9 protein-coding genes are annotated in these 15,725 nt (G+C 58.1%); 6 read left to right on the forward strand and 3 right to left on the reverse strand.

Going from position 1 to position 15,725, the window contains the following annotated elements; all coding sequences use genetic code 11:
* Nucleotides 1-17: 17 nt before the first annotated feature.
* Entirely contained in the window at nt 18-2,465 is a 2,448-nt protein-coding gene (glgP, locus tag ACJBF3_RS14460) for a glycogen phosphorylase (RefSeq protein ID WP_045327143.1), read from the forward strand.
* Between the two features lie 88 nt (nt 2,466-2,553).
* Here the strand turns inward: glgP and glpD are convergent, their stop codons facing one another.
* Nucleotides 2,554-4,062 carry a glycerol-3-phosphate dehydrogenase gene (gene glpD / locus ACJBF3_RS14465; protein ID WP_045327142.1) on the reverse strand — a complete coding sequence of 503 codons (1,509 nt, stop codon included), beginning with the start codon at nt 4,060-4,062 and terminating at the stop codon, nt 2,554-2,556.
* Nucleotides 4,063-4,250: 188 nt separating this feature from the next.
* On the opposite strand from glpD, the gene glpE reads away from it, so the two are divergent.
* The 3 genes from glpE to ACJBF3_RS14480 are packed head-to-tail and all read left to right on the forward strand — an operon-like array spanning nt 4,251 to nt 6,236.
* Nucleotides 4,251-4,583 carry a thiosulfate sulfurtransferase GlpE gene (gene glpE, locus ACJBF3_RS14470; protein ID WP_008503062.1) on the forward strand — a complete coding sequence of 111 codons (333 nt, stop codon included), beginning with the start codon at nt 4,251-4,253 and terminating at the stop codon, nt 4,581-4,583.
* A gap of 47 nt (nt 4,584-4,630) precedes the next feature.
* Nucleotides 4,631-5,461 carry a rhomboid family intramembrane serine protease GlpG gene (glpG, locus tag ACJBF3_RS14475; RefSeq protein WP_045327140.1) on the forward strand — a complete coding sequence of 277 codons (831 nt, stop codon included), beginning with the start codon at nt 4,631-4,633 and terminating at the stop codon, nt 5,459-5,461.
* A gap of 16 nt (nt 5,462-5,477) precedes the next feature.
* Entirely contained in the window at nt 5,478-6,236 is a 759-nt protein-coding gene (locus tag ACJBF3_RS14480; RefSeq protein ID WP_008503060.1) for a DeoR/GlpR family transcriptional regulator, read from the forward strand.
* An 81-nt stretch (nt 6,237-6,317) separates the two neighbouring features.
* On the opposite strand, the gene malT is transcribed toward ACJBF3_RS14480, so the two are convergent.
* Entirely contained in the window at nt 6,318-9,023 is a 2,706-nt protein-coding gene (gene malT, locus ACJBF3_RS14485) for an HTH-type transcriptional regulator MalT (RefSeq protein ID WP_045327138.1), read from the reverse strand.
* 585 nt (nt 9,024-9,608) lie between these two features.
* Here malT and malP point away from each other — a divergent pair.
* Nucleotides 9,609-12,002: a maltodextrin phosphorylase gene (malP, locus tag ACJBF3_RS14490; protein WP_045327136.1), complete on the forward strand. Its 2,394-nt coding sequence runs from the start codon at nt 9,609-9,611 to the stop codon at nt 12,000-12,002.
* Between the two features lie 9 nt (nt 12,003-12,011).
* On the forward strand, nt 12,012-14,090 hold the full coding sequence (gene malQ, locus ACJBF3_RS14495) for a 4-alpha-glucanotransferase (protein ID WP_045327135.1): 2,079 nt from the start codon (nt 12,012-12,014) through the stop codon (nt 14,088-14,090).
* 87 nt (nt 14,091-14,177) lie between these two features.
* On the opposite strand, the gene gntT is transcribed toward malQ, so the two are convergent.
* Nucleotides 14,178-15,494 carry a gluconate transporter gene (gene gntT / locus ACJBF3_RS14500; protein ID WP_013099097.1) on the reverse strand — a complete coding sequence of 439 codons (1,317 nt, stop codon included), beginning with the start codon at nt 15,492-15,494 and terminating at the stop codon, nt 14,178-14,180.
* Nucleotides 15,495-15,725: the final 231 nt, after the last annotated feature.

The following is a 15,725-nucleotide window of genomic DNA, read 5'->3' on the forward strand; positions in this document are numbered from 1 at the left end:
GAGGCGAAGTTACTGATATGAACGCTCCATTTAGCTACTCTTCACCCACGCTCAGCGTTGAGGCGTTAAAGCACTCCATCGCCTACAAGCTGATGTTCACCATCGGGAAAGATCCGGTCATCGCCAACAAGCACGAGTGGCTGAACGCCACCCTGTTTGCGGTGCGCGACCGTTTAGTTGAACGCTGGCTGCGCTCAAACCGCGCCCAGCTCTCGCAGGAAACGCGTCAGGTTTACTACCTGTCGATGGAATTTTTGATTGGCCGCACGCTCTCCAACGCGCTGCTGTCGCTCGGCATTTACGACGACGTCAAAACCGCCCTGGAAGAGATGGGGCTGGATTTAGAAGAGCTGATTGACGAAGAGAACGACCCGGGCCTCGGCAACGGCGGCCTGGGACGTCTTGCCGCCTGCTTCCTCGACTCGCTGGCGACGCTGGCGCTGCCGGGCCGCGGCTACGGCATTCGCTACGACTACGGCATGTTCAAGCAGAACATTGTCGACGGGCGACAGAAAGAGTCCCCGGACTACTGGCTGGAGTACGGCAACCCGTGGGAGTTCAAGCGCCACAACACGCGCTACAAGGTGCGCTTTGGCGGACGTATTCAGCAGGAAGGAAAAAAATCCCGCTGGGTGGAAACGGAAGAGATCCTGGCCGTGGCCTACGACCAGATCATCCCCGGCTACGACACCGATGCCACCAACACGCTGCGCCTGTGGAGCGCCCAGGCGAGTAGCGAAATCAACCTCGGTAAATTCAACCAGGGGGACTACTTTGCGGCAGTGGAAGATAAAAACCACTCCGAGAACGTCTCCCGCGTGCTGTATCCGGACGACTCGACCTACTCCGGCCGCGAGCTGCGCCTGCGTCAGGAGTATTTCCTCGTTTCGGCGACGATTCAGGACATCCTCAGCCGCCACCACCAGCTGCACAAAACCTACGCCAACCTGGCGGAGAAAACCGCGATCCACCTTAACGACACCCATCCGGTGCTCTCTATTCCCGAGCTGATGCGCCTGCTGATCGACGAGCATAAGTTCAGCTGGGACGACGCCTTTGAGGTGACCTGCCAGGTGTTCTCTTACACCAACCACACGCTGATGAGCGAAGCGCTGGAGACGTGGCCGGTGGACATGCTCGGCAAAATCCTGCCGCGCCATCTGCAGATTATCTTTGAGATTAACGACTACTTCCTCAAGACGCTGCAGGAGCAGTATCCGAACGATACCGGCCTGCTGAGCCGCGCGTCGATCATTGATGAATCGAACGGCCGCCGCGTGCGCATGGCCTGGCTGGCGGTTGTCATCAGCCACAAGGTCAACGGCGTATCCGGGCTCCACTCAAACCTGATGGTGCAGTCGCTGTTTGCGGACTTCGCGAAGATCTTCCCGACGCGTTTCTGCAACGTGACCAACGGCGTCACCCCGCGCCGCTGGCTGGCGCTGGCCAACCAGCCGCTCTCCGAGGTGCTGGACGAGAACATTGGCCGCACCTGGCGTACCGATTTGAGCCAGCTGAGCGAGCTGGAACAGCACATTGATTTCCCGACGGTGAACAAGGCCGTGCGCGAAGCCAAGCTGCTGAACAAAAAGCGTCTGGCGGTCTGGCTGGCGATGCACCTCAACGTGGTGGCAAACCCGAAAGCGCTGTTCGACGTGCAGATCAAACGCATCCACGAATACAAGCGTCAGCTGATGAACGTGCTGCACGTGATCACCCATTACAACCGCATCAAGGCCGATCCGACGGCCGAATGGGTGCCGCGCGTGAAGATCTTCGCCGGTAAGGCGGCGTCCGCCTACTACATGGCGAAGCACATCATTCATCTCATCAACGACGTGGCGAAGGTGGTCAACCAGGATCCGGACATTGGCGACAAGCTGAAGGTGGTCTTCATTCCGAACTACAGCGTAAGCCTGGCGCAGCTGATCATCCCGGCGGCGGATCTCTCTGAGCAGATTTCCACGGCGGGGACGGAAGCGTCCGGCACCAGTAACATGAAGTTTGCCCTTAACGGCGCGCTGACCATCGGCACGCTGGACGGGGCGAACGTCGAGATGCTGGAGCACGTGGGCGAAGAAAATATCTTTATCTTCGGTAATACGACGGAAGAGGTGGAGGCGCTGCGCAGGAAAGGCTACTCGCCGCGTCAGTATTACGAAGAGGATGAAGAGTTGCGCCAGGTGCTGACCCAGATCGCGACCGGCGTGTTTAGCCCTGATGAACCGAGCCGCTATCGCGATCTGGTCGATTCGCTGATTAACTTTGGCGATCACTACCAGGTGCTGGCGGATTACCGCAGCTACGTGGACTGTCAGGACAAGGTGGACGAGCTGTATCGCCAGCAGGAGAAGTGGACCAGCGCCGCGATGTACAACATCGCCAATATGGGCTATTTCTCGTCAGACAGGACCATTAAGGAGTATGCCGAGACGATCTGGCATATTGATCCGGTGCGGTTGTAAAAACAGAGCCCGGTGGCGCTGCGCTTACCGGGCCTACGGGATCGAGTAGGCCGGGTAAGGCGGAGCCGCCACCCGGCTTTTTTTCCAACTACGACGCCAACGACAGCTCACGCTTTCCCGCATTTTGCAGCAGCCACTGCGCCACGCGAGACTGCTGTTCGGCGTTGAGCCACATCCCTTCTTTGGTTCGGCGCCAGATAGCATCATCCAGACGACGCACCCACTCGTGCTCAACCAGATAGCGCAGCTCGGCTTCGTACAGCTCGTGGCCGAAATGCTCGCCCAGATCCGCAATGTCCTTCGCCTCACCCAGGAACAGCTCGGTATTGCTGCCGTAGGTGCGGGCGTAGTGGCGCGCCATGCCTTCGGTGATGAACGGGAAGCGACGGCGCAGCTTCGCGGCGTAATCGTCGCGGTTATCGCCGATATCACCGCCGGGCAGCACCGCGCCCTTGGTCCATGCCGGGCCAATGCCTTTGTAGTAAGGCGCCAGTTTTTCCAGCGCGTGCTCGGCCAGCTTGCGGTAGGTGGTGAGCTTGCCGCCAAATACGGAAAGCAGCGGCGCCTGGCCGTCAACGTCGTGAATATCGAGCGTATAGTCGCGGGTAATCGCCTGCGGAGAGTCAGATTCGTCATCGCACAGCGGACGCACGCCGGAGTAAGTCCAGACCACGTCGTCGCGCGACAGCTGTTTCTTAAAGTGCGCGTTATACACTTTGAGCAGGTAGTTCACTTCGCTCTCGTCAATCTCGACGTTCTTCGGATCGCCTTTGTACTCCACGTCGGTGGTGCCGATGATCGAGAATTCGTCCATCCACGGGATCACAAACACGATGCGCTTGTCTTCGTTCTGCAGAATGTAGGCCTGCTTCTGGGTATGCACGCGCGGTACCACAATGTGGCTGCCTTTGATCAGGCGGATGCCGTACGGCGAAGGCAGATGCATGCCGTCGTCGAAGAACTGCTTCACCCACGGACCGGTGGCGTTCACCAGGCCGCGCGCTTTCCAGCTGAATTTCTCGCCGGTATCGATATCTTCCGCTTCCACAATCCACAGGCCGTTTTCACGACGGGCAGCGGTCGCGCGGGTGCGGGTTTTCACCTCGCCACCTTTCTTCTCTACCATCTGCGCATTCGCCAGCACCAGGCGCGCATCGTCTACCCAGCAGTCGGAATATTCGAAACCGCGCACGATTTCAGGCTTAAGGACCGATTCTGAGCCAAAACGCAACCCTTTCGAACCCGGGAGGCTGGTGCGTTTACCCAGATGATCGTACATAAACAGACCAATTCGGATCATCCATGCCGGACGCAGGTGCGGGCGGTGGGGCAGGCGGAAGCGCATCGGAATCGCCAGATGCGGGGCCATTTTGAGCAGCACTTCACGTTCGGCCAGCGCTTCGCTAACCAGGCGGAATTCGTAGTGTTCCAGGTAGCGCAGGCCACCGTGAATCAGTTTGGAGCTGGCGGACGACGTCGCGCAGGCGAGATCGTTAGCTTCCAGCATCAGTACGGATAAACCGCGTCCTGCGGCATCGACCGCAATACCGGCACCGTTGATGCCACCGCCTATCACAATCAGATCTTTGGTTTCCATAACACCCTCATGCACTTTCGTTAAAGCTCAGAAATGTTCGATATCGCTCATAATAGCAAAGGAACGCGCTTTTGGTAACATCAAAAAAACAATTTAGAGTGATATGGATAACATAATGGCGTTTACCCGCCGCCAGGACGTACACTACGGGGTAAAATCTTGTCGTTGACCACTGTTAAGAGAACACCATGGATCAGTTTGAATGTATTAACGTAGAAGAAGCCCACCAGAAGATGCACCAGGGAAAAGCGGTGCTGGTGGACATCCGCGATCCGCAGAGTTTTGCGATGGGCCATACCCCGGGCGCGTTTCATCTCACCAACGACACGCTGGGCGCGTTTATGCGCGATAACGACTTCGACACGCCGGTGATGGTCATGTGCTATCACGGCAACAGCAGCAAAGGCGCGGCGCAGTACCTGCTTCAGCAGGGTTATGACGCGGTTTATAGCGTCGACGGCGGTTTCGATGCCTGGCATCGTCATTTCCCGGCGGAAGTGGAATACGCGTTTGAGCGCTAATCCCGCTATACTGTCCCCTTTTGTGTGGAAATAAGCGACCGCTGCCCATGTTGATGATCACCTCTTTTACCAACCCGCGCGTCGCCCAGGCGTTTGTCGACTATATGGCGACGCAGGGCATTATTCTGACTATTCAGCAACATACGCAGACCGACGTCTGGCTGGCCGATGAGAGCCAGGCCGCGCGGGTAAACGAGGAGCTGGCGCGTTTTCTTGAAAATCCCGGTGACCCGCGCTATCTCGCGGCAAGCTGGCAGTCTGGCCAGACCGGCAGCGGGCTGCACTACAGCCGCTTTCCCTTCCTTGCCACCATTCGCGAACGCGCGGGCCCGTTCACGCTGCTGCTGATGGCGGCCTGCATTATCGTCTTCATTATCATGAACGTGGTGGGCGACCAGAGCGTGATGATTGCCCTGGCCTGGCCCTATGACCCGTCTCTTGAGTTTGACGTCTGGCGCTACTTTACCCACGCGCTGATGCACTTCTCGGTGATGCATATCCTCTTTAACCTGCTGTGGTGGTGGTATCTCGGCGGTGCCGTTGAAAAGCGTCTGGGCAGCGGCAAGCTGATCGTTATCACAATTATCAGCGCCCTGCTGAGCGGCTACGTACAGCACAAGTTCAGCGGGCCGTGGTTCGGCGGGCTGTCGGGCGTCGTATATGCCCTGATGGGCTACGTCTGGCTTCGCGGGGAGCGCGATCCGGAAAGCGGCATCTATCTGCAACGCGGATTAATAACCTTTGCGTTAATATGGCTAATTGCCGGATGGTTTGATCTGTTTGGTATGTCTATCGCCAACGGTGCGCACGTCGCCGGGCTGGCCGTGGGGCTGGCGATGGCGTTTGCCGACACGCTCCATGCGCGAAAACGAACATAATTCTCAGGGATAATTGATGAAACAAACACAACGTCATGACGCCATTATCGAACTGGTCAAAAAACAGGGATACGTCAGCACCGAAGAGCTGGTAGAGCAGTTTGCCGTCAGCCCGCAAACCATCCGTCGTGACCTGAACGACCTGGCCGATCAGAACCGTATTCTCCGCCACCACGGCGGGGCGGCGCTGCCGTCCAGCTCGGTCAATACTTCCTGGCACGACCGTAAAGCCACGCAGACGGCGGAGAAAGAGCGCATTGCCCGTAAAGTGGCAAGCCAGATCCCCAACGGGGCGACGCTGTTTATTGATATCGGCACCACGCCGGAAGCGGTCGCCCATGCCCTGCTGGATCACGAGAACCTGCGCGTGGTGACCAACAACCTGAACGTCGCCAACACCCTGATGCAAAAAGACGATTTCCGCATCATCCTCGCGGGCGGCGAGCTGCGCAGCCGCGACGGCGGGATTATCGGCGAAGCGACCCTCGATTTTATCTCTCAGTTCCGCCTCGACTTCGGCATTCTGGGGATCAGCGGCATCGACAGCGACGGCTCGCTGCTGGAGTTCGATTACCACGAGGTGCGCACCAAGCGCGCGATCATTGAAAACTCACGCCACGTGATGCTGGTGGTGGACCATTCCAAGTTTGGCCGTAACGCGATGGTGAACATGGGCAGCATCAGCATGGTGGATGCGGTCTATACCGACGTGATGCCGCCGGCGGGCGTGATGCAGGTGATTAAGGATAATAATCTGCAGCTGGAATTGTGCTAGCGGTTGTGTCGGGTGGCGCTGCGCTTACCCGACCTACAAACCCCGTAGGCCCGTGCAAGCGTAGCGCCGCCGGGCAATGAATTACACTCCATACCCCATCATCTTCAACAGCTGCTGGGCATGCTGCACCGCATCCTGACGATGCGCCACGCCCAGCTTCTGGTACAGGTTGCGGATGTGCGTTTTGATGGTGGTCGCCGCCACCGCCAGCTCGCCGGCAATCTGCTCGTTGCTGTAGCCTGAATAGATCAGCCCCAGCACCTGCCATTCGCGCTGGGTGAGCGGGCTGGTACGGATAAGCTCCGGCACTTCGGGGTGGTTTAGCAGACGTTCAACAAAATTCTCATCAAAATGCGCGAACTTGTGCCGATGGTGCTGGTTAATCTCGCGCAGGATGCGCTGGGCGCGATGCTGATCCAGCTCCGGCAGCGTGTTGAGCTGAATAAGCTGGCGCAGCTGCTGCGCCATCACTTCACCCTCAATCACAAAGTGGCTGATAAACCCGGTGCGGTTCGCCAGCTGCAGCGCTTCCAGCAGCACGCGCTGGGCATCGTTTTTACGACCCGCCTGCCAGTAAAGCTGGTTCAGCAGCAGCAGGTTGCGGTTCAGGTCGCTCATCAGGCGCAGGCTGCGCGCGTTCTCGTTCAGCTCTTCCAGCACAATCTCCGCGGGCTCGAGTTCGCCGAGCAGGATCTGCGCGCGGGCAATGTTGCGCCATTGGCTTTGCAGGAAGTGGTTGTTCGCAAATTCCGGTTTTGGGGTTTGACGCAGCCAGTTGGCGGCGGATTTTTTATCGCCGGTCATCTGCCAGTAAATCACCCGGACCTTATCGGCGTTCGACACCCAGTCGCTATGATACTGACCGTTGCCGAGCAGGTTTTCCAGGCGGTTAAGATGGTTGCGGGCGTTATCGAGATCGCCCCGCGCCAGCGAGCACTGTACCAGCAGCGCCAGACACTGCAGCTGCTGCTGAGGCTGGAAGCTGGAAAGAACATTCACACCCTGGCGGGCGCAGCTTTCTGCTTCATCCAGACGCGACCACGCCCACAGCAGCTGAGCGCGAATACGCAACAGGAACTCGTGCATCGGCAGCTGTTCCAGATGCTGTTCACGAATCAGCTGGAACGCTTTCTCCTGGTTTTCCCAGGCGGCCTGCAGGAACCCCTGTGCGAATAAAATCTCGCTCTGCTGGATCAGGCTCCACAGCGCGTAATGCCAGACATCATGACGACGCGCCATCTGTTCGGTTTGCTGCATCAGTGAAAGCGAACGCGTGAGGTCGCCTTTGCAGTGCAGCACTTCGCCGTGCACGGAGGTTGCCACGATGCGGCTGTAGAAGTTGGCCAGCGGCAGTTCATCCAGGGCGACCATCGCCAGCCGTTCGGCTTCGTCCGGGTCGCCATCGTTAATGGCTACCTGAGCACGCAGGGCGTTGAACTCGCCGTGCAGGGTGGTATCCATCTCGCTTTCCATCTCCTGCTCGGCGCGCGCCAGCAGGGTGTTCACTTCGCTGTAGCGATGCTGGCTCTGCATCAGCCAGGCCTGCAGCAGCACCAGACGCGGGTTCTCCAGCAGGCTTTCCCACGGCAGGGCTTTGAGGGACTCTTCCAGCAGGGTCAGCTCGCTGTGGTTAAACAGGCCCCACGCATGGTTGAGGAGGATATCACGCAGCATGCTGGCATCACCGGCGGCCAGCGCGTGGTGGATGGCCTCGCTCGGGAAGCCCTGTGCCATCCAGCTTTCGGCGGCGGCACGGTGGATCTCCGGCAGTTCAACCGCCAGCTCCCACTGACAGCGCTGGCGCAGGAAGCTGCCAAACAGCGGATGATAGCTAAACCATTCGCCCGGATCGTCCATGCGCGTCAGGAACAGGCCCTGACGTTCAATCTCTTCCAGCTGCAGCTGGCCGTTTTCACAGCCCGTCACCCGCACGATAAGCGCGTCGTTCATGGAGCGCAGCAGGGAGCTTTTCAGCAGGAAATTACGCGTTGAGGGATCGACGCTGTCGAGCACCTCATCCACCAGGTAGTCAGAAAGGTGGCTGGCGTTGATGCCTGCCAGACGCCGCGCCGACTGATGCGCCGGACTGTTGTTTTGCCGGGCAGAAAGGGCGATGAGCTGCAGCGCGGTGGCCCAGCCGGCAACGTCGTCACACAGACGGCTGCTTTCGGCGGCTTCAATGGGCGAGTTCAGGCGGCAGTCGAAGAACTGTTTTGCTTCCTGATGGGTAAAGGCCAGCTGCTGGCTGCCGATTTCCAGAAGCTGATCGCGTACGCGCAGGTTGGCAATACCCAGCTGCGGCAGGTTGCGCGACAGCACCACCAGCGTCAGGTTTTCCGGCTGATGGCGCAGGAAGAAACGCATCGATTCATGGATCACCGGGTTCGTGATGAGATGGTAATCATCAATCACCACGTACAGCGGGCGATGCCATTCGGCCAGTTCGATAAACAGCTGAGAGAAAAGGGAGGACAGGCTGGCATACTGGCGCTTTTGCACCATCACCTCACTGGCGACGCAGTGTCCATGGGTGGCTTGCTGTATGGCGGCAATCAGATAGCTGGCAAAACGCTCCTGCTGGTTATCACCTTCATCAAGGGAGTACCAGCCAAGGTCGCTCTTACCCGCAGCCCACTGTGAAATGAGCGTTGTTTTTCCATAGCCTGCCGGGCTCGTAACCAGCGCCAGTCGGAAATTATGCGCGCCGGAAAGTTTAGCCAACAGACGCTCGCGGACCACGGTATGGTCAAGGCGAACCGGGCGACTTAATTTAGACGGAATCAACATAGGTTTCACTTCACTGTGGGGAACGAGAAATTTTATTTTTTTTGCGCTTCGTAATTAATGGATATAAGTTCGGCCAATACGTTATCTATTGCAAGTTATGTCTGGATTTGGTGGCTGTGAATTTGCACTCTGTCACAAAACATTCAGACAGAGGATGGAACTTTCCGAAAAGGTCTGCGATGCCGCGTCAATGCTGGCTTGTATGGCTGTGCTGCGGCTGCGCTGAAACTGGTTTCAGAAAGGGATAGTGACGTCAAATTTAATATACTCCTGGTAACGTTAAGAGAAATGAATAATCGTCTTAGCGATGACCCGATTGCAGAAATATTATTCTACGTAAGTAATTATTTCAGCGGGGTTTAATTTCACACGAAACCGCATTTCATTTCTTTGACATTCTCCCCGGTTACTTTTTTCTCTTCCGGGCACACTCCAGCTATGCTCTGAGAGTGGCCTCGATCACACTTTTATGCTCATCCCCGCTACTCCTCCCTGTCTAATCCCCCACGGGAGGAGGAAGAGGGGAAATGAGCCTGGCACACTAGCGCCAACTTGTGTTTTCTTTCTAAAGGATGCCGATCCCCTATGTCACAGCCTACCTTCAACAAAGCTCAATTCCAGGCTGCCCTGACGCGTCAGTGGCAGCGTTTTGGCCTTCATGCTGCAAACGAAATGACGCCTCACCAGTGGTGGCAGGCAGTGAGCGGTGCGCTCGCAGAACAGCTGGATGCTCAACCTCTGGCAAAGCCGGTAAAAGGCCAGCGCCATGTGAACTACATCTCAATGGAATTCCTGATTGGCCGTCTGACGGGTAACAACCTGTTGAACCTTGGCTGGTATCAGGAGGTCGGTGAGGTCCTGAAAGAACACGACGTTAACCTGACCGACCTGCTGGAAGAAGAGATTGACCCGGCGCTGGGCAACGGCGGCCTGGGACGTCTGGCGGCCTGCTTCCTGGACTCCATGGCGACCGTCGGCCAGTCGGCGATCGGCTACGGTCTGAACTACCAGTACGGCCTGTTCCGCCAGTCCTTCGCTGACGGCCATCAGATGGAAGCGCCGGACGACTGGCATCGTAATACCTATCCGTGGTTCCGCCACAACGCGCAGCTTGACGTGCAGGTGGGCATTGGCGGGAAAGTGACGAAACAAGGTCTCTGGGAACCGGCGTTCACCCTTACCGGCGAAGCCTGGGATCTGCCGGTGCTCGGCTACCGTAACGGCGTGGCGCAGCCGCTGCGTCTGTGGCAGGCGAAGCACGCGCATCCGTTTAACCTGACCAAATTCAACGACGGCGATTTCCTGCGCGCCGAGCAGCAGGGCATCGACGCCGAGAAGCTGACCAAAGTCCTCTACCCGAACGACAACCACCTGGCCGGTAAAAAGCTGCGCCTGATGCAGCAGTACTTCCAGTGCGCCTGCTCCGTAGCGGACATTCTGCGTCGCCATCACCTGGCGGGGCGCAAGCTGGCGCAGCTGCCGGACTTCGAGGTGATTCAGCTCAACGACACGCACCCGACCATCGCCATCCCGGAACTGCTGCGCGTGCTGATCGACGAACATCAGCTGGCCTGGGACGACGCCTGGGCCATCACCAGCCGTACCTTTGCCTACACCAACCATACCCTGATGCCAGAAGCGCTCGAGTGCTGGGACGAGAAGCTGGTGAAAGCGCTGCTGCCGCGCCACATGCAGATCATCAACAAGATTAACGACAAGTTTAAAAAGCAGGTGGATAAAACCTGGCCGGGCAACAAGGCGGTCTGGGCGAAGCTGGCGGTGGTGCACGATAAGCAGGTGCGCATGGCGAACATGTGCGTGGTGAGCGGCTTCGCGGTAAACGGCGTGGCGGCGCTGCACTCGGATCTGGTCGTCAAAGATCTCTTCCCGGAATATCACCAGCTGTGGCCGACCAAATTCCACAACGTGACCAACGGCATCACGCCGCGTCGCTGGATCAAGCAGTGCAACCCGCTGCTGGCCGGCCTGCTGGATAAGACCCTGAAGAAAGAGTGGGCCAACGATCTGGACCAGCTCATCAATCTGGAAAAATACGCCGACGACGCGAAGTTCCGCGAGCAGTACCGTGCCATCAAGCTGGAGAACAAGGTTCGCCTGGCGGCGTTCGTGAAGGCACGCACCGGGATTGAGATCAGCCCGAATGCGATTTTCGATATCCAGATTAAACGCCTGCACGAGTACAAACGTCAGCACCTGAACCTGCTGCACATTCTGGCGCTGTACAAAGAGATCCGCGAGAACCCGCAGGCCGACCGCGTGCCGCGCGTGTTCCTGTTCGGTGCGAAAGCGGCGCCGGGCTACTACCTGGCGAAAAACATCATCCTCGCCATTAATAAAGTGGCGGCGGCGATCAACAGCGATCCAAAAGTGGGCGACAAGCTGAAGGTGGTGTTCCTGCCGGATTACTGCGTTTCGGCGGCTGAAATGCTGATCCCGGCGGCGGACATCTCCGAGCAGATCTCGACTGCCGGAAAAGAAGCGTCCGGCACCGGCAACATGAAGCTGGCGCTGAACGGCGCGCTGACCGTCGGCACGCTCGACGGGGCCAACGTCGAAATCGCCGAGAAGGTCGGCGAAGAGAATATCTTTATCTTCGGCCATACCGTGGAAGAGGTGAAAGCCATCAAGGCCAAAGGCTATGACCCGGTGAAATGGCGTAAGAAAGACAAAGTGCTGGATGCCGTACTGAAAGAGCTGGAGAGCGGTAAATACAGCGACGGCGACAAGCACGCGTTTGACCAGATGCTGCACAGCATGGACAAGCACGGCGGTGACCCGTATCTGGTGATGGCAGACTTCACGGCCTACGTGGAAGCGCAAAAGCAGGTCGACGTACTGTATCGCGACCAGGAAGCGTGGACCCGGGCGTGCATCCTGAACACCGCCCGCTGCGGTATGTTCAGCTCTGACCGCTCAATCCGTGATTATCAGGCTCGTATCTGGCAGGCAAAACGCTAAGGAAGCGCGATGGAGAGTAAACGTCTGGACAGTGCCGCGCAGGCGGCGGGGATCAGCCTCAGTTACATTAACGCTCACGGCAAACCACAGTCTATTGGCGCCGACACCAAAAGACGTTTGCTGGACGCTATGCACAAAACCGACGCGAAAGCGCCGGCGCTACCGGTGCCGAACGTGAAGGTGTTCACCGCAGGCAAAAAGATGGCGCTCGCGGTGGAGGGGCGCGGCGAGTTTAGCTGGCTGCTCACCACCGAAGAGGGGCATCAGCACAAAGGTCACGCCACCGGCGGCAAAACGTTTACCCTTCCGGCGAAGCTGCCGGAGGGCTATCACAGCCTGACGCTCACCCAGGGCGAAGAGCGTTTTCACTGTCGGGTTATCGTCGCGCCAAAACGCTGCTACGAGCCGCAGGCGCTGCTGGAAGGCAAAAAGCTGTGGGGCGCCTGCGTGCAGCTCTACACGCTGCGCTCCGACAGCAACTGGGGTATCGGCGACTTTGGCGATCTGAAGAACATGCTGGTCTCCGTGGGCGAGCGCGGCGGCGCGTTTATCGGCCTCAACCCGATCCACGCGCTCTATCCGGCGAACCCGGAAAGCGCCAGCCCGTACAGTCCGTCCTCCCGCCGCTGGCTGAACGTCATTTATATCGACGTTAACGCGTTAGATGATTTCAAAAACAGCAAAGAGGCGCAGGCCTGGTGGACGCTCAGCACCACCCAGCAGGCGCTGAAGCAGGCGCGCGACGCCGACTGGGTAGACTATTCCACCGTCACGGCGCTGAAAATGGCCGCGCTGCGTCTGGCGTGGAAAGGCTTTTCGCAGCGCGATGACGACCAGATGGCCGCGTTCCGCCAGTTTGTCATGCAGGAGGGGGAAAGCCTCTACTGGCAGGCGGCGTTCGATGCGCTGCACGCGTATCAGGTGAAAGAGGACGAAATGCGCTGGGGCTGGCCGGTCTGGCCTGAAGCGTATCAATCCGTCGATACGCCTGAAGTGAAAGCGTTTTGTGAAAAACATGCCGACGAAGTGGACTTCTACCTGTGGCTGCAGTGGCTGGCGTACAGCCAGTTTGCCGCCTGCTGGCTGGTAAGCCAGGGCTATAAGATGCCGATCGGCCTGTACCGTGACCTGGCCGTGGGCGTAGCGGAAGGCGGCGCGGAAACCTGGTGCGACCGAGAGCTTTACTGCCTGAAGGCCTCCGTGGGGGCGCCGCCGGATATCCTGGGCCCGCTGGGCCAGAACTGGGGACTGCCCCCGATGGATCCGCACGTCATGGCGGCGCGCGCCTACGAGCCGTTTATCGACCTGCTCCGTGCGAACATGCAGAACTGCGGCGCGCTGCGTATCGACCACGTGATGTCCGTGCTGCGCCTGTGGTGGATCCCGTACGGTGAAACGGCGGATCATGGGGCGTACGTGCAGTATCCGGTTGACGATCTGCTGTCGATCCTAGCCCTGGAAAGCAAGCGGCATCAGTGCATGGTGATCGGTGAAGATCTCGGGACCGTGCCGGTGGAAATTGTCAGCAAGCTCCGCGACAGCGGCGTCTACTCCTATAAAGTGCTCTATTTTGAAAACGACCATGAGAAAACCTTCCGCGCGCCGCAAGCGTACCCTGAACAGTCAATGGCAGTCGCGACGACGCATGACCTTCCTACGCTTCGTGGCTATTGGGAAAGCGGCGATCTGACGCTCGGTAAAACGCTGGGCCTCTATCCTGATGAAGAGGTGCTGCGCGGGCTGTATCAGGATCGCGAGCTCTCCAAACAGGGGCTGCTGGATGCGCTGCACAAGCAGGGCTGTCTGCCGAAACGTGCCGGGCATAAGGCGTCATTGATGTCGATGACCGCCACCCTCAATCGGGGCTTGCAGCGCTATATTGCCGACAGCAACAGCGCCCTGCTGGGCCTGCAGCCGGAAGACTGGATTGATATGGCGGAGCCGGTGAACATCCCGGGGACCAGCTATCAGTACAAGAACTGGCGTCGCAAATTGTCCACCACGCTTGAGAAGATGTTTGCCGATGACGGGGTGAACAGGCTGATTAGGGATTTGGACAAGCGGCGAAAAGCAGCCGGTAAGAAGTGATAAAAAACCCGCCAGTGGCGGGTTTTTTATTATCCGGTAGTGCTCATGTAGGTCGGGTAAGGCGAAGCCGCCACCCGACTTATGACATCAAACCACCATATTCAACAGCAGCACCCCGACCAGACCGCACACCGAAATAATGGTTTCCAGCGCGGACCAGGACTTGATGGTTTCACCGATCGTCAGGTTGAAGTACTCCTTGAACAGCCAGAAGCCCGGGTCGTTAACGTGAGAGAAAATCACGCTACCGGAACCGACGGCGATAACCATCAGCTCAGGGCTCACGCCCGTGGTGGCAATCAGCGGGGCAACAATACCGCCTGCGGTGATCGCCGCAACGGTTGCAGAACCCAGCGCAATACGCAGAACCGCGGCGATAGACCAGGCCATCAGGAGCGGTGACACGTTGGTTTCATGCATCATGGCCGCGATGTATTTGTCCACGCCGCTGTCAACCAGCACCTGCTTGAACGCGCCGCCGCCGCCGATGATCAGGAGCATCATGGCAATGATTTTGATGGAAGAGGTCAGCGTGTCGTTAATCTGATCCATTGAACGGCCGCGGTTAAGGCCGAAGGTGAACATCGCGATCAGCACCGCAATCAGCGTTGCCATCACCGGGTCACCGAGGAATTCCGCGACGGACAGGAACGCATGGCCTTTCGGCAGAACCATCTCCGCCACGGCGCGCATCGCCATCAGGATCACCGGTACCAGAGAGGTCCAGACGCTGACGCCAAAGCCAGGCATCTCTTCTTCGGTGAAGGTTTTGGCGCTGTAGAGACCTTCTGGGATGGGCTTATCAATGCCTTTCAGGAAGCGGGCATACACCGGGCCTGCCAGAATCACCGTCGGGATCGCCAGAATCGTACCGAACAGCAGGGTTTTACCCATGTCCGCGTGGAAGATGGTCGCGATAGCCGTTGGGCCCGGGTGCGGCGGCAGGAAGCCGTGGGTCACGGACAGCGCCGCAGCCATTGGTACGCCAACATACAGCAGCGGGATGCTCGCCGCAGCCGCGATGGTGAACACCAGCGGCAGCATCAGCACGAAGCCCACTTCATAGAACAGCGCGAAGCCGACGGTAAAGCCGGTTAACACCACTGCCCACTGAATGTTCTTCTTGCCAAATTTGTCGATAAGCGTGGTGGCGATACGCTGGGCGCCACCGCAGTCCGCCAGCATTTTGCCGAGCATGGCGCCGAAGCCCATGATCAGCGCCAGGCTGCCGAGCGTGCCGCCGACGCCGGCTTTAATGGAGCTGATAACTTTTACCAGCGGCATGCCCTGCATCAGACCGACTGCAAGTGCCACCAGAACCAGAGCGATAAACCCGTTCATTTTGAAACGGATCATCAAGAGCAGTAATAACACAACACCGATAGCGACGATGACTAATGGCATGATTTACCTGGCCTTTGAATTGTTATGGGTAACGTCATTTTTTCAACGACACGTTCCGATTGTCCCAACTGGGAACAGAGAAGTAACGGCACTAATACTGATGCCTTGCAGACCATAAAGTTTAGTCGGCTGTTATGAGTGTGCTTAGTGCCCATGTGAATGATACGGGTAACATGGCGTGATTGAGAATCACCCTGGAAGGCAAAATGTGAATTATGAGACGCAGGTCAA

Source organism: Enterobacter sp. PP-008-ECC_S150, assembly GCF_045257065.1.
GTDB lineage: Bacteria > Pseudomonadota > Gammaproteobacteria > Enterobacterales > Enterobacteriaceae > Enterobacter > Enterobacter chengduensis.